The organism is Luteithermobacter gelatinilyticus, assembly GCF_005849285.1.
Taxonomy (GTDB): Bacteria; Pseudomonadota; Alphaproteobacteria; order Sphingomonadales; family Emcibacteraceae; genus Luteithermobacter; species Luteithermobacter gelatinilyticus.
On sequence record NZ_CP040517.1, the window covers coordinates 772,099 to 790,193 of the forward strand.

An 18,095-nucleotide genomic window follows, 5' to 3' on the forward strand; every position below is an offset into this window, starting at 1 on the left:
TAGGGATACCCATGAACAGTTACGCAGAAACCAGACCCAACAATACCAAAACCCTGCTTGTGATCATGCTGATCCTGGCAGTGATGATCGGGCTTGTTTTTGCCGCAGTGCCGTTGTACCAGCTATTCTGCCAGGTAACAGGCTATGGGGGTACAACGCAAAGAGCGGAAAGCGGTGCGGCGCCTGTGGTGCTGAACCGGGAAATGAAGGTCAGTTTTAATGCGGATGTAAACCGGGAACTGCCCTGGAGTTTCAGGCCGGTGCAGCGGTCAGTTACCGTCAAGGTTGGAGAAGAGGCTCTGGTGTTCTATAAGGCGGTGAACAACAGTTCCGAAACGATAACCGGCACGGCGACCTTTAATGTCACGCCGTATAAGGCGGGAGCGTATTTCAGTAAGATTGAATGTTTCTGTTTTACGGAGCAGACACTCAAACCCGGGGAAGAGGTGGACATGCCAGTCACTTTCTTCATTGACCCGGAAATTGCCGAAGATGAACGTTTGGATGAGGTGAAGGAAATCACCCTTTCCTATACATTTTTCCGGATGAATGAGGAACAATAGACGGCGGGCAGGCCGCTATTTGGTTAGGATACAATTACGCATAGAGTGAGTAAGGGGACAATAGATGTCAGATTCACATGCTACTGAACATGAATATCACCTGGTGGACCCGAGCCCGTGGCCGTTGATCTGTTCGATCGGCGCATTTGTCACTGGTATTGGACTGGTGTTGTTGATGCATTTCGACGTAAGCTGGGTGGTTATCACCGGTGCGGTCATTCTGGCTTATGGCGCCTATAGCTGGTGGGGGGATGTCATTGACGAGGGCGAGCACAAAGGGTTTCACAAACCCATCGTGCAGTTGGGCCTGCGTTATGGCATGTTCCTGTTTATTATTTCCGAGGTCATGTTTTTTGTGGCGTGGTTTTGGGCGTATTTCAATGCGTCCCTGTTTCCTACCGAGGCCGTCGGTGGGGTATGGCCGCCGGAAGGCGTGGAAACTCTGGATCCCTGGCATTTGCCGCTGGTCAATACGCTGATCCTGCTGACATCCGGCTGCACGGTAACCTGGGCGCACCATGCCCTTGTTGAAGGGGACCGCAGCACCTTCCTGCGTATGTTGACTTTCACCATTCTTCTGGGGCTCAGCTTCACCGGCATCCAGGCTTACGAATATGCCCATGCCAGCTTCGGCTTCGAAGATGGCATCTACAGCTCCACCTTCTATATGGCGACCGGGTTCCACGGCGCCCATGTGATCATTGGCACCATCTTCCTGTTGGTGTGTCTGTTGCGTGGCCTGCGGGGCCATTTCAAACCTGATCACCACTTCGGTTTCGAAGCGGCCGCCTGGTACTGGCACTTTGTTGACGTGGTGTGGCTGGTGTTGTTCTTTAGCATTTATGTCGCGGGGTCCAGCAACGGTGTTGCAGGCCATTAAGGCGGTTAATGCCTGATCAAGACCATGATCCTTATCTGATGACCCCAGTCTCGCCTCTTAGGGCGGGGCTGGGGGGTGTCTGTCCGCGTTGCGGCCAAGGCCGCCTGTTTAGGGGGTATCTGGATCTGCGGGACAAATGTTCGTGCTGCGGTCTGGACTATTCATCATTTGAGTCCGCAGATGGCCCGGCCGTTTTTATTATTCTGATTCTTGGCTTTATCGTTGTGGGACTTGCGCTTGTGGTGGAGGTAAGCTTTGAGCCGCCGCTATGGGTGCATGTCGTGCTTTGGGGGCCGCTGACCCTGCTGGGGGCACTCGCATTGTTGCGCCCGTTCAAGGGGGTGATGATTGCCCTGCAATATCATTTCAAGGCAGAAGAAGGCCGGCTGGACGGGGAAGACGAGATATGATTTCCTTCCGCCCCCGTTTATGGCCCACGGTCTTTACCCTGCCGGCCTTTATCCTTCTTTGTGTGCTGGGCAACTGGCAGCTGGAGCGGCTTGACTGGAAGCTGGGGCTGATTGAAAAACTGGAAAGCCGCATGGCGCTGCCCCCAGTGGACCTTCCCCGTTCTCTGGAGAATAGCCCGGAGGTTCTGGATCGCTGGGAATACCGGCCGGTAATGGTACGGGGCCATTTTCTGCATATGCGGGAAATGACGCTGTACAGCATCGGGCCCGATGGCAAACCGGGTTATGATCTGTTCACCCCTCTGATGCTGGACCGGGGCGGGGTCATCATTGTCAATCGCGGCTGGGTACCGGAACAGCTGAAACTCAAAACAATGCGTCCGCAGACGCTAACGGAGGGTAAGGTTACCGTGACCGGGGTTTTGCGCAAGCCTTGGGGAAAGATCTGGTACGGCCCGGAAAACAGCCCGCAGACCAATGACTGGTATTATGGTGACATTGCGGCCATGGCGGAAAGCCAGAATCTGGAAAAGGTTTTTCCCATGTATCTCTATGCTGATAAAGGGGGGGATCCGGAGGAATACCCCCTGGGCGGGCGAACCCGGATCAAGCTGGTGAACAATCATCTGGATTATGCGCTGACCTGGTTCGGGTTGGCAGCGGTGCTGCTGATTATTTATCTGGTCTATCATGTTCGTTTAAGACGGGACGAGGGGACACAGGAATAACTTGCATCGTCAAGGCAAGATGCTAGTCTTGCCCGCGCAAAATGTATGAGTCGCTCATCATCTACAGCCTGAAAATAAAGGACGCATAAGGTGAAATATGTCAGTACACGCGGGGAAGCGCCGTCCCTGGGATTTGAAGAAGTTCTGCTGACCGGTCTGGCCCGGGACGGGGGCCTGTATCTGCCGGAAAGCTGGCCGCAATTGAGCCGGGAGGATATTGCTTCCTTTGCCGGGCTGAGTTATCAAGAGACGGCCTTTCGGGTGATGAAACCCTATGTATGTCCGGAAATATCCGAAGACGATTTTGCCGACCTCATTGACAACGCATACGCCACCTTCCGGCATAAGGCGGTCACGCCGCTTTCCCAGTTAGACAGCAATGAATGGATCCTGGAGCTGTTTCACGGACCAACGCTGGCGTTCAAGGATGTGGCGTTACAGCTCTTGGGACATTTGTTCGACCATGTGCTGACCCGTCAGGGACGCAGGATCACCATTGTGGGGGCCACCTCCGGCGATACGGGATCGGCCGCTATAGACTGCGTGCGGGATCGGGGCTGTGCGGAAATTTTCATGCTGCATCCCAAGGGCCGGGTGTCCGAGGTCCAGCGGCGGCAGATGACCACCGTGCAAAGCGCCAATGTGCACAATATTGCTGTGGAGGGGACCTTTGACGACTGTCAGGCGCTGGTCAAGGCCATGTTTAATGATCTTGCCTTCCGGGACGAGATCGCGCTGTCTGCCGTCAACAGCATCAACTGGGCCCGGGTGATGGCGCAGATCGTCTATTATTTTACTTCGGCTGTCGCGCTTGGCGCTCCGGCACGGCCTATTTCCTATAGCGTGCCGACCGGTAATTTTGGTGATGTCTATGCGGGATATGTGGCGCGGTGCATGGGACTTCCTATTGAACAGCTGGTGGTGGCGACCAATATAAATGATATTCTGGCCCGCAGTTTGACCAGCGGGGATTATACGGTGGGCACGGTACAACCGACCATCAGCCCCAGCATGGACATTCAGGTGTCCAGCAATTTTGAAAGGCTGCTGTATAATCTTTATGACGGGCAGGCGGCGGAAATCCGCCGGCTTATGGAAAACCTGAAACAGGCGGGCAGTTTCACCATCGACGGGCCACAGCTGGAAAAGGCACAGGCTCTTTTTGAGGCCTGTCGTGTAAGTGAAGAAGACACTCGCGCCACCATTCGCGAGGTCTATGACGAGACGGAAATCCTGCTGGACCCGCATACGGCAGTGGGGGTTTGCGCGGCCCGCAGCAAGCGCCGCCGGGCTGAAACGCCGATGGTGACTTTAAGCACGGCGCATCCGGCCAAATTCCCGGATGCCGTGGAGGCGGTTACCGGCAAACATCCGGCATTGCCGGATCATATGGCGGATCTGTTTTCGCGCCCGGAAAAATATGACAGCCTGCCCAATGACCTGGGCGTGATACAGGCCTATATACGTGATACGTTGAAATAAAAACACGTTGAAATAAAAAGTGACGGAAAAATCTGACGAACGCGAATGACAGTACGGACTTCGACCCTGGATAACGGCTTGCGTGTTGTGAGTGACAGTATGCCGCATGTGGAAACCGTGACGGTGGGGGTCTGGAACGATGTGGGCAGCCGCCACGAAAACCGGGAACAGAACGGGCTGAGCCATATGCTGGAACATATGGCCTTCAAGGGCACGACCCGGCGCACGGCGCGCGACATTGCCGAACAGATTGAAAATGTCGGCGGGTATCTGAATGCCTATACCTCGCGGGAGCATACCACCTATTATGCCCGGCTTCTGCATGAGGATCTGGAACTGGGCCTCGACGTGTTGGCCGATATTTTGCAGTTTTCCACATTTGATGCTGAGGAACTGGAACGGGAGCGGGGAGTTATCATCCAGGAAATCGGGCAAGCCAACGACACTCCCGATGATATAGTGTTTGACCTGATGCAGGAGGCCGCCTATCCCGATCAGCCGGCCGGTCGGCCCATTCTTGGTACGCTGGATCTGGTGCGGCGGTTCCAACGCCATGATCTTGCCGATTATATGGGGCACCACTACAAGGCTGAGGAAATGGTGCTGGTGGCAGCAGGGCGCGTTAATCACGACCAGCTTGTCGACCTTGCCGAAAAAAAGTTTTCCGCCTTGCAAAGACGTCGAGACAGTCGCATGGAGCCGATCTCTTATATCGGCGGGGCGCGGCTTAAGGACAAGGACTATGATCAGGTCAATCTGGTTTTCGGTTTTGACGGGATCAGCTATGACGATCCGGATTATTATGTGGCGCAGATTATGTCCATGATTCTGGGGGGCGGCATGTCGTCGCGTCTGTTTCAGGAAGTACGCGAAAGGCGGGGCCTGGTGTATTCCATCTACAGCTTCATGCAGTCCTATACCGATGGCGGGACCTTTGCCATTCATGCGGGGACGGGACCGGATCAGGTAAATGAGCTGATTCCCGTAGTGGCTGAGGAAATGCATCGGCTCAGCCAGGATGTGAGCGCAGAAGAGGTGAGCCGGGCCCGTACCCAGCTCAAGGCCGGCATGATGATGGCTTATGAAAGCACCACCAACCGTATGGAACAACTGGGCCGGCAGATGATGATTTTTGACCGCCCCATCCCGCGACAGGAAATTCTTGACAGCCTGGATCGAGTGGATGAGACAGCGGTCATGCGGTATATGGACCGGTTGCTGTCTTCGGGGCCGCTGACGCTTGGGGCGATCGGTCCGCTCAAGGGGCTGGAGGAGTACGACAAAATCGCCGCCCGATTTTAAAAATGTTTCTCCCCTCTTTTCTTCTTTTTATTGTCATTCCCGCGTTTATTGTCATTCCCGTTTTTATTGTCATTCCCGCGCAGGCGGGAATCCAGTCCTTTGTTAAAATGGCTCTTCCGGGCCAATTGGGGGGGTGTGTTATGGGGCTGGATTGCTGTCTGTGTGGCAATGACGGGAAGACCGCCTTACTCCGGAAACATGGGAATAAATCGCGGGGTGTTCTGCACCCGTTCGATCCAGGTTCGAATGGCTGGATAGGGGCCAAGGTCAAAATCACCCATTTCAGCCACATGGGTATAGGCAAATAGCGCGATATCGGCGATGGAATACTGTTCGCCCACGAGAAAGGTTCGATCCTTCAGATGGGCTTCCATCACTTGTAACGCCGCAGTGCCTTTTTCATGCAGGTCCGGTAGTTCCGCCCGGCGGGGGCTATCTTCCGGCAGGAGGGTGAGAATGAATTTTGCCACGGCGACATAGGGTTCGTGGCTGTATTGCTCAAAAAACAGCCACTGCATCACTTGGGCCTGGCCCCATTTATCGGTGGGGAAATAGTCTGTCTCTTGCGCAAAATAATACAGAATGGCGTTGGATTCGGCGAGACAGTGCCCGTCCGGAAACTCCACCACCGGAATGCGGCCGTTGGCATTGATCCGCGACAGAAAGTCCGGGGTGCGGGTCTCTCCGATGGTCACGTCATAGGAAATGCTGCGAAAAGGCACCCCCAGTTGGCTTAGCAGAAGGCGCACCTTATAGGCATTGCCGGAGTGGGGATTGTCGTGCAGGATATACATAGCCTCGATTTTCCTTCCCGCTCACAGGTCCAGCACCGGTTCGCGTACATGATCGATGATTTTTTTCATCACCGTAGGCAGGGCGTATTTATCCAGCTGGTCCAGTGGCACCCATTCCCCTTCCTGCAGATTGATCATTTCTTCAAGCTCAAGGCGGATCACTTTCAGTTCCAGGTGAAAATGGGTAAAGGTGTGGCGCACCAGCCCCGGCAGTTCCCGCCAGTTGGCGATAATCGGCACCCGGGGAGGTGGAAAATTGTCCCAGCTGTTGCTGGGAATCCAGTCGCTGGTAGGCACCTCCATCATCCCGCCGAGCAATCCATTTTCGGGTCGGCGGCGCAGCCACAGCTTGCCGTCAAATTCCCCCCAGAAGGCAAAACCCCGGCGGGTGGGTTTTTCCGCCTTGCGTGTCTTTTTGGGCAGTTCTTCAGCGCTGTCAGTGCGGGCGGCGAGGCAGAATGCCTCCCACGGGCAGCGCCCGTTACATTTGAGCGCCCGCGGCGTACACACAGTCGCGCCCAGATCCATAACCGCTTGGGCGTAATCTCCCGGTCTGTGTGTGGGGGTCAGCTTTTCGGCAAATTCTCTCAAAACCGGTCTGGCGTCGGGCAGGGGGGTGTGCACGTCAAACAGCCGGGCCATGACCCGCTCCACATTGCCGTCTACCACTGTGGCGGCCTCATCAAAGGCAATGGCAGCGATCGCGGCGGCGGTATAGGGGCCGATACCGGGCAGCTTGCGCAGGTCGCCCTCTGTGGTGGGAAAGATACCGTCCAGGTCATAGGCGATGACCTGCGCGCATTTATGCAGGTTTCGGGCCCGGGCGTAATATCCCAGTCCCGCCCATTCCACCAGCACATCATCCAGATCGGCCTGGGCCAGATCCTTAACGGTGGGCCATTTTTCGATAAATTTTGTGAAATAGGGAATCACCGTTGCGACGGTGGTCTGTTGCAGCATGATTTCGCTGAGCCAGACTTCATAGGGATCCGGCACGAGGCCGCCTTTGCGATGTTCGGGGCTGATGCGCCAGGGCAAGGTCCGGGCGTGAGTGTCGTACCAGTCCAGCAGCATATCCGCGAGATCTTCGCGGTGTTGTAATAAGATGTCCTGTTCTGCTGTCGTCATAACCCGGTGGTGATTGTTTTGTTCGGTTTTCTTTTTCGGTTTTTGGTGCTGAGTTTGTTTCGGGAAGGAAAACTATAAAGAAAGCCTCGAAAGAATCCAGAAAATAGAGTCGTCGGCAGGCTACCCAGGTGTGAGACCCCCTCATCTCCCTCCGTATTTTTTCCTATGATCATCTTATTTTGGACATAGGCCGGAAATATCTTATGGTTGTCCCTCTTTCGATTTGCGGGAAGAACTGTATAGTAACGTCATGACCATAAAGCGACCAGAAAAAAGCTCTGGGGGAGTACGCGGCACCGGCAGGTCTCGGAAGCCCCTTTCCGTGGCCGATGCGGTAGAATTGTCCAGCCTCAGAGCGTTCCGGCGTTACGGTTTTGCCCGGCGGGAAATCATTTCCCGATGGAGCGATATTGTGGGTTCCGTGCTTGCGGAGTGCAGCCTGCCAGAGCGGCTGAGCCCGCCGCGGGAAACGCCTGACGGCGAAAGCCGGGGGGGGACGCTCTATGTCCGGGTGCAGGGCAGCTTTGCCGCAGAAATACAGCATCTGGAGCCTTTGATTATTGACAGAATCAACAGCTATTACGGGTATCGGGCCGTGGACAGGCTGAAACTGCGGCAGGGGCCGGTACCGCCCCGGTTGCGGCCGGCGTCACGCCGGGAACCGGAGTTGACCGAGTCTCAGAAAAAATTTTTGGAAGAGACACTGTGCAGGGTCAAGGACAATAGCTTGCGGCAGGCACTCTATCGTCTCGGGGCCTCGCTCTTCGATCCGGAAAAAGCAGAAAAACCAAGACCTAAGCGTCGCTTTGCCCGGCGCGGCAAGGGGGCGCTGCCGCCGGATTAGGCGCCCTTAACGATTCTTCACTTGATTTGAAGGAACAATCATTTCTATACTCACCTACAATATATTGTGGATACGACATGACTAAACAACTAAATACGCGAAAAAAACTGTTTTCTATTTTTGTTCTGGCGGTCTTCTTTTCGGGCGGCTGCCTGATGGGGGTCACGGCCATGGCTGCGGCGTCGGAGCCAGAAGGAAGTGCGCAAAAAGTTGCTTCCGCACCGGCTGCAGGCGACCAGAAGCCGGTACAGACCACTGCGGCTCAGGACAAACCCTTTCTGGATTATGATGTGGTGATGGGGGACCCGGAGGCCCCGATCGAAATCATCGAATATGCCTCCACCACCTGCCCGCACTGTGCGGACTTTCATGAGAATGTGTTGCCGCAACTGAAAGAAAAATATATCGAAACAGGCAAAGCCAAACTCATTTACCGGCATTTTATGCTGAACGCCATTGATCTTGATGTGTCGATCATTTCCCGCTGTGCGACAGAAGATAAATATTACCCGCTGTTAGGGCTGATTTTTAAACGCCAGTCGGCCTGGTTCCAGCCCCAGGAATATCGGAAACTTGCAGATCAGTATGGTAAAGAGACTGGCTATCGGATGTTTTCCGAATTTACCCGTAACGAAGTGGCGAAAATTGCCCGCATGGCCGGGATCAGCAAAAGCCGCATGGAACAGTGTCTGACCGATTCCCGGATTCGGGATTATCTGATTGACGTGTATCAGGAAGGCGCCAAGACCTATCAGATTACGGGAACGCCATCATTTGTAATCAATGGCGAAAAGTTTGAGGGACGCCCCGATTTTGAGTCCCTTGATAAGGCCCTGCAAAAACTGAACTGATCCGTTACAGGACAAGGATTGGCCTGAGTTTTTGCCGCTTTATCTTTCGGGACCGGCCCGGGGCGCTCCAGATGACGGGAGTGTTGCAACGCCGGGGATGAACCCCAGGGAGGGAACCAAGGTGGATTTTACAAGGCTCAGGCTATCCGGTTTTAAGTCTTTTGTTGATCCGACCGAACTGGTCATTGAAAAAGGTCTAACGGGGATTGTAGGTCCCAATGGGTGCGGCAAATCCAATCTTCTGGAGGCGTTGCGCTGGGTCATGGGGGAAAATTCCGCCAAAAGCATGCGTGGGTCTGGCATGGATGATGTGATCTTTGCCGGGACCTCGGCCCGCCCGGCGCGCAACCTGGCGGAAGTAACCCTGACCCTGCATAACGGGGATCGCACCGCCCCGGCCGCCTTTAATGATGAAATTCAGCTGGAAATTTCCCGGCGCATTGAGCGCGAAAGCGGCTCCGCCTATCGTCTTAATGGCAAGGAGGTACGGGCCAAGGATGTGCAGCTTCTGTTTGCCGACGCCTCCACCGGGGCCCATTCCCCCTCATTGGTAAGCCAGGGGCGCATTGGTGCGCTGATTAATGCCAAGCCGCAGGCCCGTCGGGCCGTGCTGGAGGAAGCCGCCGGTATCAGTGGCCTGCATTCCCGCCGCAAGGAAGCGGAAAGCAAATTGCGCTCGGCGGAAAATAATCTGGAACGGCTGGGGGATGTGGAAATCCAGCTTCAGGAGCAGATTCGCAGCCTGAAATCCCAAGCGCGCCAGGCCACGCGCTACAAGAATGTCAGCCGGGAAATCCGCACCCTGCAGGCCTTGATCCTGTATATGGAATGGCGGGCCATTGCCGGTAATATCGCCCGCACCGAAACCGACATGCGCACGGCCGTGCGCAAAGTGTCGGACATCAGCACCACTCTCGCTGCCCTGAATAAGGAACAGGCCATCTTGGCCGCAAAACTACCTTCCCTGCGGGAAGCGGAGGCGGAGCTTGCCGCCAAACTGCATCGCCTCACCGTAGCGCGGGATGGCCTGGATGGGGAAGAAAAGCGGATACATGAGACTCAGGAAAAACTGCGGGCGCAACTGGAACAGATTGATCAGGACGAAGCCCGGGAAAAAGGCGTCGTCGGGGATGCGGCCCGTATGACCGAACGCCTGAGTGCGGAAAAGCGGCAGCTTCTTCAGGACATTGAAAATCAGACAGATAATGTGGAGCAATTATCGGCAACCCTGAAACAAAAACAAGCCGCGACCCTGGAAGCGGAATGGACGCTGGAGGAAATGACCCGCCGGCAGGCCCAGCGCAATGCGGAAAAAAACAATCTTCTCCGGGATCTGGAAGAAACCGAAAACCGTCTGGCGGCGCTCACGGAACAAAAAAACACCATTGAGGAACGCATTGCCCGTTTGGAAAGCAACAATCTGTTTACTCAAGCGTTGAATGAAGCGGAAAACAGGTTGTCGGCCGCCGAAAAACAGATGCAGCTTCAGCAGGTCAAGTCCGTCGAGGCCGAAGAAAACCGTCAGCACTGGCAGCAACAGGAGCAGGACGCCCGTGCCGCCTTGCAGACCCAGGAAGCAAAGCAGGCCAAATTGCAGGCAGAGATTGAGGCATTGGAAGAGCTTCTTTCCGCGGGACATCAGGAAGGATTTACGCCGATTCTGGAAAAAGTTACCGTGCGGGAAGGTTATGAAGCGGCGCTTGGGGCGGCACTGGATGCGGATCTGGACGCATCGGAGGACAGTGAGGATCCCGTGCATTGGCGTCATTTACCGCCTCTGGTCAATCCACCGGCCCTGCCGCAAGGGGTAGAGAGGCTGGTGGATCATGTGCAGGCCCCCGAAGCTTTGGCCCGCCGGCTGTCTCAGATCGGTGTGGTGGATACGGAAGAAGAGGCCATGACGCTGCTGGACCGTCTTCACCCCGGTCAGCGCCTGGTGACGCGCAAGGGCGGGGTCTGGCGCTGGGATGGGTTGTGCACCTCGCCGGAGGCACCCAGCGGCGCCGCCATTCGTCTAGCGCAGAAAAACCGGCTGGAAACCCTCTGTGAGGCGATGCAGGAACAGCACCGACACACCGAACATGCCCGTCGGGAGCTTGAACAGGCCCAGAGCCGGCTTGATGAAGCCCGACAGCAGGCCCGGGACCTGCGGCAGGCGTGGCGGGACGCGGAAGAAAAGGCCGCCGCCGCGCGTCGGGAACTGACCGAAGCGGAAAAACAAGCCACCCGCCATCAGACGGAAGAGACGGCGCTAAAGGATCGTCTGGGGCATATTCTGGAAAGCCTTGATGAAGTCAGGGCACGCCGGGAACAGGTTCGGGAAACCCTGGCGGCGCTGCCGGAGCCGGCCAGTCTGGAACAGGATATTCAGGCGGCCCGGGCGGAGGTGGAAGCGCGTCGGCATGATCTGTCGGAGGCGCGTCTGGCGCATGACAGTTTCCTGTCCCGAAGCACAGCACGGCAAGACCGTCTGGAGCAGATTGAAACGGAACTTGGCGCCTGGAAACTGCGTCTGGGGGATATTGAGCAGCATCTGGAAAAGCTGGTTCAGCGCCGGGCGAAAGCACGCGAGGAGCTGGCGGCGCTCGAAGATCGCCCCGGTCAGATTGTGGAAGAACGCCGCAAGCTCAACAGTCTGATTGACGCGGCGGAAGAAGACCGTCGCCATGCTGCGCAGCGGCTGGCAGAAGCGGAAGAAACATTGGCGACCAAGGAGCGCGAAATCCGGGAGGTGCAGGCAGCTCTCGCCGAAGCCCGGGAGCAAAAAGTACGTTACGAAACCAGTCTGGAACAATATGACGAGCAACGTCAGGCGCTGAAACGCCGTATTGAAGAGGAGTTCGGTTGTGCGCCCGAAGCGCTAAGGGAAAAGGCGGATCATGAGCCGGAAGCGGAATTTCCGGATGAGGAGGAGGCACACCGCCGGCTGGAGCGGCTGAAAATGGAACGGGAGCGGCTGGGGGCCGTGAACCTGCGGGCGGAAGAGGAACTGGCTGAAATTGAGAAAAGTCTGGAAACCTCCGTCCGGGAACGCGAGGATCTGGAAAAGGCCATTGAAAAACTGAAACGCGCTATTGCCGACCTGAATAGGGAAGGCCGGGCACGTATGCTGAAGGCGTTTGAGGAAGTCAACGCTCATTTTTCGACCTTGTTTACGACCCTGTTTGGCGGGGGTCATGCTCATCTTGAACTGACCGAGTCTGAAGACCCGCTGGATGCCGGCTTGGAGATTATGGCCAGCCCGCCGGGCAAGAAATTGCAAAATCTGTCCCTGTTGTCGGGGGGGGAGCAGGCACTGACGGCGCTGTCGCTGATTTTTGCGGTGTTTATGACCAATCCGTCACCGATTTGTGTGCTGGACGAGGTGGATGCGCCGCTGGATGATGCCAATGTGGAGCGGTTCTGCGATCTTCTGGATGAAATGACCCGCAAGACGAAAACCCGTTTCCTGATCGTCACCCACAATGCGCTAACCATGTCGCGGATGAATCGGCTGTTTGGTGTTACTATGGCGGAACGCGGGGTGTCACAGCTGGTTTCCGTGGACCTGGAAAGTGCCGAAAGAATGCGCGACAGGCTGGCAGATTCTCTTCTGGGATAGGCCTGCGGAGGAGGGGAAAAATAAGCTCAAAAAGCTGCGGGGGAAAACAACCTTTGTTCGCAGGGGGTTACGGCCATATTTGCAGGAATAAAAAGTCCTTTTTTTGTAACTTGACAGGGCACGGGGCAGAAACTATGGTGCACACAATTTTGCGGGTGCGGTCCGGGCTTTTGGTTCGGATCGGTTTTCGAAAAGGGGTTGCCTGTGTCTGATGATGAAAACAAGTCAGGCGACAAAGAGCGGTCTTTCGAAGATTTCAGCGCCCGGCTACAGGCGGCGCGTCAGGCCCAGAAGGACAAGAGTTCGGGGAAACCGAAACCGATGAGCGCCTATGGCGCGGCGATCAGGCTGGTTGCCGATCTTGTTGCGGGGATCGTGATGGGGGCGCTGATTGGCCTGTTTTTGGATGACTGGCTGGGAACCCGGCCGTGGTTAATGATTGTGTTTCTGTTTTTGGGCATCGGTGCCGGGATCAGAAACGTTCTGAGGACCGCAGAGCAGATGAACCGGCCTGGGTCCGATGATGAAGAAGATAAACCGTAATTCGTGTTTTGTTGAAACAAGACAGGTAATAAGAGGGAAGATAAAGTGGCCAGCCCGCTTGCGCAATTTGAAATCACCAAGATCATGCCTCTGGAAGTTGCAGGCTATGATGTCTCTTTTACCAATTCTTCCGCCTTTATGGCGCTCACGGTTGTGCTGATCAGCCTGTTTGTGCTGGGAGGCATGCGCCAGGCCGCCTTGGTGCCGGGGCGATGGCAATTGATGGTGGAAGTGTTTTATGAATTCGTTGCGAAAACATTGACCGATCTTGCCGGACATGACGCCCGGCGGTATTTTCCCTTCGTTTTCTCTCTGTTCATGTTCATTCTGTTCGCCAATGTTCTGGGGCTGATGCCCTACAGCTTTACGGTCACCAGCCATATAGCCGTTACCTTTGCGATGGCCTTTTTTGTGTTTGTGGGCGTTACGCTGATCGGCTTTATCAAACACGGCATCGGTTTTCTGAAATTTTTTGTCCCGCATGGCGCACCGTGGTATCTGCTGCCGCTGCTGATTTTGATCGAGGTGGTCTCGTATCTGTCCCGTCCCATCAGCCTGTCTGTCCGCCTGTTTGCCAATATGGTGGCCGGTCATACCATGCTGAAGGTGTTTGGCGGCTTTGTGGTGGCTTTGGGTGCACTGGAAGGCATCTGGGGAGCTTCCGGAATTTTTCCGGTGGCCTTCATGGTGGCGATTACCGGCCTTGAGCTGCTGGTGGCTTGTCTGCAGGCATACGTGTTTACGGTATTGACCTGTATTTATCTGAATGACGCCCTGCACATGCATTAAGGCACAGGCCTTAAGACGCATCAGCTGCGATGATGCGGTGAAGGGTAGCATGTTTTGTTGTAGTTGGATTTAATTATATATCAAAAGAGGAAGTATAAAATGGACGTCGAAGCTGCAAAAATGATTGGTGCCGGTCTGGCTTGTTTTGCTCTGATCGGGGCCGGGGTAGGGATTGGCCTGATTTTCGGTAACTATGTATCTGCCGCGATCCGCAATCCTTCCGCTGCTGGCCAGGTTTTTGGTCAGACCATGCTGGGCGCCGCTCTGGCCGAGGCTGCTGGCCTGTTCGGTCTGGTTATCGCCTTTATGATCCTGTTCATGTAATGTGCCCATCAGGGAGGAAACTCCCTGATTTCCCTGGTTCACTTACGTAAACAGGAATGGGCCTTACGGCAACTTAAAGGCCCAGGAGAGAAGAAAATGCCACAATTAGACCCAGCTGTATTTCTTCCCCAGATTTTCTGGTTGGCGGTGCTGTTCGGGGTGCTGTATCTGATTACGACTTACAGTGCCGTTCCGAAAATTTCCGCCATCCTGGAAAAACGCCAAAATCGTATCGCCGACGATCTGGAAGAAGCGGAAAGGTTACAGCGTCAGGCCGAAGAGGCCCGGGCAGCTTATGAAGCGGCGCTGACCGAGGCGCGTGAGACGGCCAAGGCCCGGATTACGGCCAAGCGGGAACAGATCAAAGCTGAAATCGACGTAAAATATGACGAGCTGACAGACAGGCTGAATGCCGAGGCGGCCGAAGCAGAGCAACGCATTGCTGCCGCCAAAGCCAAGGCGATGGCCGAGCTAAAGGATGTTTCTGCGGAACTTTGTAAGGAAATCGTCGCCCGGATTGCTCATCTGGAGCTTGATCCCAAGTCAGTGGCCAAGGTTGTGGAAGCCAAATTGGCGGACACCCGTCTGGAAGGTGCCGGGCTGGCCGAGGTTCCGGCGGATAGCGGAAAAAGCAGTGCACCGGTGAAGGAGAAAGTCCATGGTTGACATAGAGCAGTCAGCTAAGGAGCTTGAGGAGAAACTCCATCAGGAAATGGAAAGTGTCGCCACCGCCTTCCACGAAGAGGAAACGCACCAAGGTTATGAAATCGGTGATGCCACATTCTGGGTGGCGGTCTCTGCGATTTTGTTTGTCCTTCTGCTGATCCGGCTTAAGGTTCCCGGTCTGATCGCCCGCAAGCTGGATGAAAGATCAGCGGCCATTGAAGAACAGCTGAACAATGCCCGCCAGTTGCGGGAAGAGGCATCGGCCTTGCTGAACAGCTATCAGCGGGACCAGCGCAAGGCGGAACAGCAGGCCAAGGATATGCTTGAGCAGGCAGAAAGCGAAGCCAAGGCGCTGGCGGAAGAGGCGGAAATTAAAATCAACGAAATGGTTGAACGCCGGACCCGTCTTGCGGAGCAGAAGATCGCCCAGGCCGAAGCCAATGCGGTGAAGGAAATTCAGCAGATTGCTGCTGATGCGGCCATTGCCGCCGCGCGGCAGCTCATTGCGGAAAACCTTAAAAAGGCGGACAAGGATGCTCTGATCAAGGCGAGCATCGAGAATCTGGATCATCGCCTGCATTAAGCATGGTCCCAGGGGAACGCCCTTTAAAATAGAATGAGAAAAACCCGGGCCGGAACCCGGGTTTTTTTATATTTACGGGCATAATTTGCGCTGGATCAATGTTGAAAATTGTCGGACATGCCATACATCATATTGTGTGTATCCTTTATGCGTTGTTCATGTAATAAGGGAGATGAGACATGTCTGAAAAATTGCCTGAAAGGAAAGAAAATGAGGGTGGTCGGACACCGCTCTCTCTGTTTGATCCGTTCACCCATCTGCGCAAGGAAATTGATGACATATTTTCCGATTATGGGCGAGGGTGGAGCAATTTCTTCCGCCGGCCGATGAGCTTGAGCAAATTTGCGCTCAACCCGCAGACAGATATCACCGAAAGCAAGGAAGCTTTTGAAATATCAGTGGAACTGCCGGGGCTGGACGAGAAGGATGTAACTCTCACCCTGCAGGATGATGTCCTGATCCTCAAAGGAGAGAAAAAAGAGGAAAAGGTGGAAAAAGAAAAAGACTATCACCTGACGGAAAGAAGCTATGGCGCCTTCCAGCGGAGTTTTAAACTACCGCCCAATGTGGATGCCGATGCCATTCAGGCGGATTTCCACAAAGGGGTCATGACGATTGTCCTGCCGAAAACCGCCGAAGCGCAGGAAAAAGTGAAAACGATCAAAATCAAGTCCCGTTAAGGGACACTGCTGTCTCTTTTGCTCAATATGCGTTTTCCTTTGGGGCCGGCTTTCGCGCCGGTCCTTTTTTATTAGGGTAGGGAGCTTGTCGGATAGGGCTATCTCTTGACTTTGGGCACCATATTTGATTCCTTGAAGGCCTGTAGGGTGAAAGAGAGGCTTACGACACAATGAAAAGGGGGATGCGCCACGCGCTGCTGCCGATTGTTTTGCTGGGGCTTGCCGGTTGTGCCACCAGTCCGCCCAGCAACATTCATGACAGCTGCACCATTTTCAAGGAAAAAAGCAGTTGGTATAAAGCCGCCAAAGCCAGCCAGAAACGGTATGGCACGCCGATTCATGTGCAACTGGCGATCATCAAACAGGAATCCAGCTTCAAATACGACGCCAAGCCGGAACGGGTTTATCTGTTGGGGCTTATTCCCTGGGGCCGGAAATCCTCGGCCTATGGCTATGCTCAGGTGAAAGACGGCACCTGGGACTGGTACAGGAAAAAAACCGGCAATCACGGGGCCAGCCGGGATGATTTCGCTGATGCCATCGACTTTGTCGGCTGGTACACGAATTTAAGCCAAAGCATGCTGGGCATTTCCAAATGGGATGCGTATAACCAGTATCTGGCGTATCACGAGGGCCATGGCGGCTGGAAACGGGGTACCTACCGAAAAAAGCCCTGGTTGATGCGGGTGGCGCGCAAGGTGGAAAAAAGCGCCCGGACTTATGGCGCCCAGCTGAAACGCTGTGAAGACGACCTGGACAAGGGATTCTGGCTCTGGCCGTTTTGAGGGCTTGCGGAGAAATGCCTCGCCTTGAAATCTCTGAATTGCCCCCCTAAAGCTGTTCCGGTTCGCCTTTCCTGAGCCAGCCGGTGATGCTGTAACGGCCGCCTTCAGCCTGGGGCGCTACATAGCTTACGGAATGTTTTTGCGGCACCTTCAAAATGTTGAGCGCATTGAAGGTGGGCGTGAAGCCCTGGGAAATATGGCCGTGGTTATCAATAAACTGCAAAATTCCGCCCCAGTCGGGCCGCCAGTGCGGTGTGAAATTCAGCACATAAGCCGCCAGGCGGTTTTTGCCGCCCACATCATCGCTATGATCGGTCAGAAAATGGCCGGGGCGGAACAGGGTACACTGGGCGTCGGCATAGGTGGCTTCCTGAAAGCCGGTCACGGCCCGCATGAAGTCCAGAAACGCTTCGGAGTTCACAAAGTCCAGCACCCGGTTGATGAACAGGTCCTGATTGAGTTTCTGCGCCCGGGCATCGCTCAGGGAATAGCTGTTATAGATATACTGAAACCCGTATTTTGCTTTTTCGGTAATATGGGTGTTCAGCAGATTACGCTGTACCTCGGTCATGGCCTCGACCTGGATTTTATGGAGCGTGTAACCTTTTTCCCCGTCATTGAAATTGGTTTGCCAGGGCACTTCGGTGGTGAGCGCTTCATGGATTCGCGCTGCACTTTCGGGAGTGAGAATGTCGGGGATATGCACCCGGCCGGTTGTGGCAAAAATTTCGGCATATTTTTTGACGACAATATCCGGATTGAGGCGGATATCAATTTCAGACGTATGATGCGCAGACATCTTATTTCCTGTTTCTGTCAAAATCATAGGACCGTTCCACGCGGGCCACATGGATGGCGTATTTTTCATACCAGGTTGTCCGGCCTGTCTTCTGGGCAATGGCGTGATCCATGACTTTTTTCCAGGCCCGAATGCTGGCCTCATCCTGCCAGTAGGACACCGTAATACCTTCGCGTGTGGTTTTGTCTCTGACGCTGTCCAGGCCCAAATACCCCGGTTGCTGTCTGGCCAATTCCTCCATCAGCCGGGCCGTTTTCTGATATCCGTCTTCATCCTCCGCCGTGCGGCGGCTGGTGAAGATCACGGCATAATAAGGCGGCGTGGGCAGCGTCATGGCGGGATC

Annotated in this window: 20 protein-coding genes; 16 read left to right on the forward strand and 4 right to left on the reverse strand. The window is 55.0% G+C overall.

Annotation, left to right across the window (positions count from 1 at the left end; translation table 11 throughout):
* Nucleotides 1–11 precede the first annotated feature (11 nt).
* The 6 genes from FE788_RS03495 to FE788_RS03520 all read left to right on the forward strand — a co-directional run bounded on the left by FE788_RS03495 (nt 12) and on the right by FE788_RS03520 (nt 5,365).
* On the forward strand, nt 12–563 hold the full coding sequence (locus FE788_RS03495) for a cytochrome c oxidase assembly protein (RefSeq protein WP_138379335.1): 552 nt from the start codon (nt 12–14) through the stop codon (nt 561–563).
* Between the two features lie 64 nt (nt 564–627).
* Nucleotides 628–1,443, forward strand: coding sequence for a cytochrome c oxidase subunit 3 (locus FE788_RS03500; RefSeq protein WP_138379336.1), 816 nt, complete (start codon nt 628–630; stop codon nt 1,441–1,443).
* 8 nt (nt 1,444–1,451) lie between these two features.
* Nucleotides 1,452–1,853: a DUF983 domain-containing protein gene (locus FE788_RS03505; protein WP_138379337.1), complete on the forward strand. Its 402-nt coding sequence runs from the start codon at nt 1,452–1,454 to the stop codon at nt 1,851–1,853.
* Nucleotides 1,850–2,581: an SURF1 family protein gene (locus tag FE788_RS03510; protein ID WP_138379338.1), complete on the forward strand. Its 732-nt coding sequence runs from the start codon at nt 1,850–1,852 to the stop codon at nt 2,579–2,581. The genes FE788_RS03505 and FE788_RS03510 overlap by 4 nt, the downstream gene beginning before the upstream one ends.
* A 90-nt stretch (nt 2,582–2,671) precedes the next feature.
* Nucleotides 2,672–4,063 (forward strand): threonine synthase, encoded by a 1,392-nt coding sequence (thrC, locus tag FE788_RS03515; protein WP_138379339.1) that lies wholly within the window; start codon nt 2,672–2,674, stop codon nt 4,061–4,063.
* Nucleotides 4,064–4,108: 45 nt separating this feature from the next.
* Nucleotides 4,109–5,365: a M16 family metallopeptidase gene (locus FE788_RS03520; RefSeq protein WP_138379340.1), complete on the forward strand. Its 1,257-nt coding sequence runs from the start codon at nt 4,109–4,111 to the stop codon at nt 5,363–5,365.
* Between the two features lie 185 nt (nt 5,366–5,550).
* Here FE788_RS03520 and FE788_RS03525 read toward each other — a convergent pair whose 3' ends face one another.
* The gene (locus FE788_RS03525) at nt 5,551–6,159 is read right to left on the reverse strand and encodes a glutathione S-transferase family protein (protein WP_138379341.1); all 609 of its coding nucleotides are present in this window, start codon (nt 6,157–6,159) and stop codon (nt 5,551–5,553) included.
* Between the two features lie 21 nt (nt 6,160–6,180).
* Nucleotides 6,181–7,287, reverse strand: coding sequence for an A/G-specific adenine glycosylase (mutY, locus tag FE788_RS03530; RefSeq protein WP_138379342.1), 1,107 nt, complete (start codon nt 7,285–7,287; stop codon nt 6,181–6,183).
* 322 nt (nt 7,288–7,609) lie between these two features.
* Here mutY and FE788_RS03535 point away from each other — a divergent pair, with 322 nt between their 5' ends.
* The 10 genes from FE788_RS03535 to FE788_RS03580 all read left to right on the forward strand — a co-directional run bounded on the left by FE788_RS03535 (nt 7,610) and on the right by FE788_RS03580 (nt 16,953).
* A complete protein-coding gene (locus tag FE788_RS03535; protein WP_168190249.1) occupies nt 7,610–8,131 on the forward strand; it encodes a DUF721 domain-containing protein in 522 nt (173 codons plus the stop codon).
* Nucleotides 8,132–8,208: 77 nt separating this feature from the next.
* Complete coding sequence (locus tag FE788_RS03540; RefSeq protein ID WP_138379344.1) at nt 8,209–8,982, forward strand: DsbA family protein; 774 nt, start codon at nt 8,209–8,211, stop codon at nt 8,980–8,982.
* A gap of 97 nt (nt 8,983–9,079) precedes the next feature.
* On the forward strand, nt 9,080–12,583 hold the full coding sequence (smc, locus tag FE788_RS03545) for a chromosome segregation protein SMC (protein ID WP_425462974.1): 3,504 nt from the start codon (nt 9,080–9,082) through the stop codon (nt 12,581–12,583).
* Nucleotides 12,584–12,787: 204 nt separating this feature from the next.
* Entirely contained in the window at nt 12,788–13,126 is a 339-nt protein-coding gene (locus tag FE788_RS03550; protein WP_138379346.1) for an AtpZ/AtpI family protein, read from the forward strand.
* Between the two features lie 45 nt (nt 13,127–13,171).
* Nucleotides 13,172–13,915: a F0F1 ATP synthase subunit A gene (locus FE788_RS03555; RefSeq protein ID WP_138379347.1), complete on the forward strand. Its 744-nt coding sequence runs from the start codon at nt 13,172–13,174 to the stop codon at nt 13,913–13,915.
* Nucleotides 13,916–14,014: 99 nt separating this feature from the next.
* Nucleotides 14,015–14,239, forward strand: coding sequence for a F0F1 ATP synthase subunit C (locus tag FE788_RS03560; protein WP_138379348.1), 225 nt, complete (start codon nt 14,015–14,017; stop codon nt 14,237–14,239).
* Between the two features lie 96 nt (nt 14,240–14,335).
* On the forward strand, nt 14,336–14,905 hold the full coding sequence (locus FE788_RS03565) for a F0F1 ATP synthase subunit B family protein (RefSeq protein WP_138379349.1): 570 nt from the start codon (nt 14,336–14,338) through the stop codon (nt 14,903–14,905).
* On the forward strand, nt 14,898–15,488 hold the full coding sequence (locus tag FE788_RS03570) for a F0F1 ATP synthase subunit B family protein (protein WP_138379350.1): 591 nt from the start codon (nt 14,898–14,900) through the stop codon (nt 15,486–15,488). Before FE788_RS03565 ends, FE788_RS03570 begins: the two co-directional genes overlap by 8 nt.
* 179 nt (nt 15,489–15,667) lie before the next feature.
* Complete coding sequence (locus FE788_RS03575) at nt 15,668–16,168, forward strand: Hsp20/alpha crystallin family protein (protein WP_138379351.1); 501 nt, start codon at nt 15,668–15,670, stop codon at nt 16,166–16,168.
* A gap of 182 nt (nt 16,169–16,350) precedes the next feature.
* Nucleotides 16,351–16,953, forward strand: coding sequence for a transglycosylase SLT domain-containing protein (locus FE788_RS03580; RefSeq protein WP_138381278.1), 603 nt, complete (start codon nt 16,351–16,353; stop codon nt 16,951–16,953).
* Between the two features lie 46 nt (nt 16,954–16,999).
* On the opposite strand, the gene FE788_RS03585 is transcribed toward FE788_RS03580, so the two are convergent.
* Complete coding sequence (locus FE788_RS03585) at nt 17,000–17,752, reverse strand: 2OG-Fe(II) oxygenase (protein WP_168190250.1); 753 nt, start codon at nt 17,750–17,752, stop codon at nt 17,000–17,002.
* A 1-nt stretch (nt 17,753) separates the two neighbouring features.
* Nucleotides 17,754–18,086: an antibiotic biosynthesis monooxygenase family protein gene (locus FE788_RS03590; protein ID WP_138379353.1), complete on the reverse strand. Its 333-nt coding sequence runs from the start codon at nt 18,084–18,086 to the stop codon at nt 17,754–17,756.
* Nucleotides 18,087–18,095 lie beyond the last annotated feature (9 nt).

Bases quoted from the DNA above. Each gene is read 5' to 3' on its own strand.
- FE788_RS03505 (WP_138379337.1), top strand. From the start codon at position 1,452: ATGCCTGATCAAGACCATGATCCTTATCTGATGACCCCAGTCTCGCCT.
- FE788_RS03590 (WP_138379353.1), bottom strand. From the start codon at position 18,086: ATGACGCTGCCCACGCCGCCTTATTATGCCGTGATCTTCACCAGCCGC.
- FE788_RS03540 (WP_138379344.1), top strand. From the start codon at position 8,209: ATGACTAAACAACTAAATACGCGAAAAAAACTGTTTTCTATTTTTGTT.
- FE788_RS03575 (WP_138379351.1), top strand. From the start codon at position 15,668: ATGTCTGAAAAATTGCCTGAAAGGAAAGAAAATGAGGGTGGTCGGACA.
- FE788_RS03525 (WP_138379341.1), bottom strand. From the start codon at position 6,159: ATGTATATCCTGCACGACAATCCCCACTCCGGCAATGCCTATAAGGTG.
- FE788_RS03585 (WP_168190250.1), bottom strand. From the start codon at position 17,752: ATGTCTGCGCATCATACGTCTGAAATTGATATCCGCCTCAATCCGGAT.
- FE788_RS03570 (WP_138379350.1), top strand. From the start codon at position 14,898: ATGGTTGACATAGAGCAGTCAGCTAAGGAGCTTGAGGAGAAACTCCAT.
- smc (WP_425462974.1), top strand. From the start codon at position 9,080: ATGAACCCCAGGGAGGGAACCAAGGTGGATTTTACAAGGCTCAGGCTA.
- FE788_RS03565 (WP_138379349.1), top strand. From the start codon at position 14,336: ATGCCACAATTAGACCCAGCTGTATTTCTTCCCCAGATTTTCTGGTTG.
- FE788_RS03580 (WP_138381278.1), top strand. From the start codon at position 16,351: ATGCGCCACGCGCTGCTGCCGATTGTTTTGCTGGGGCTTGCCGGTTGT.
- FE788_RS03495 (WP_138379335.1), top strand. From the start codon at position 12: ATGAACAGTTACGCAGAAACCAGACCCAACAATACCAAAACCCTGCTT.
- FE788_RS03560 (WP_138379348.1), top strand. From the start codon at position 14,015: ATGGACGTCGAAGCTGCAAAAATGATTGGTGCCGGTCTGGCTTGTTTT.
- mutY (WP_138379342.1), bottom strand. From the start codon at position 7,287: ATGACGACAGCAGAACAGGACATCTTATTACAACACCGCGAAGATCTC.
- FE788_RS03500 (WP_138379336.1), top strand. From the start codon at position 628: ATGTCAGATTCACATGCTACTGAACATGAATATCACCTGGTGGACCCG.
- FE788_RS03510 (WP_138379338.1), top strand. From the start codon at position 1,850: ATGATTTCCTTCCGCCCCCGTTTATGGCCCACGGTCTTTACCCTGCCG.
- FE788_RS03520 (WP_138379340.1), top strand. From the start codon at position 4,109: ATGACAGTACGGACTTCGACCCTGGATAACGGCTTGCGTGTTGTGAGT.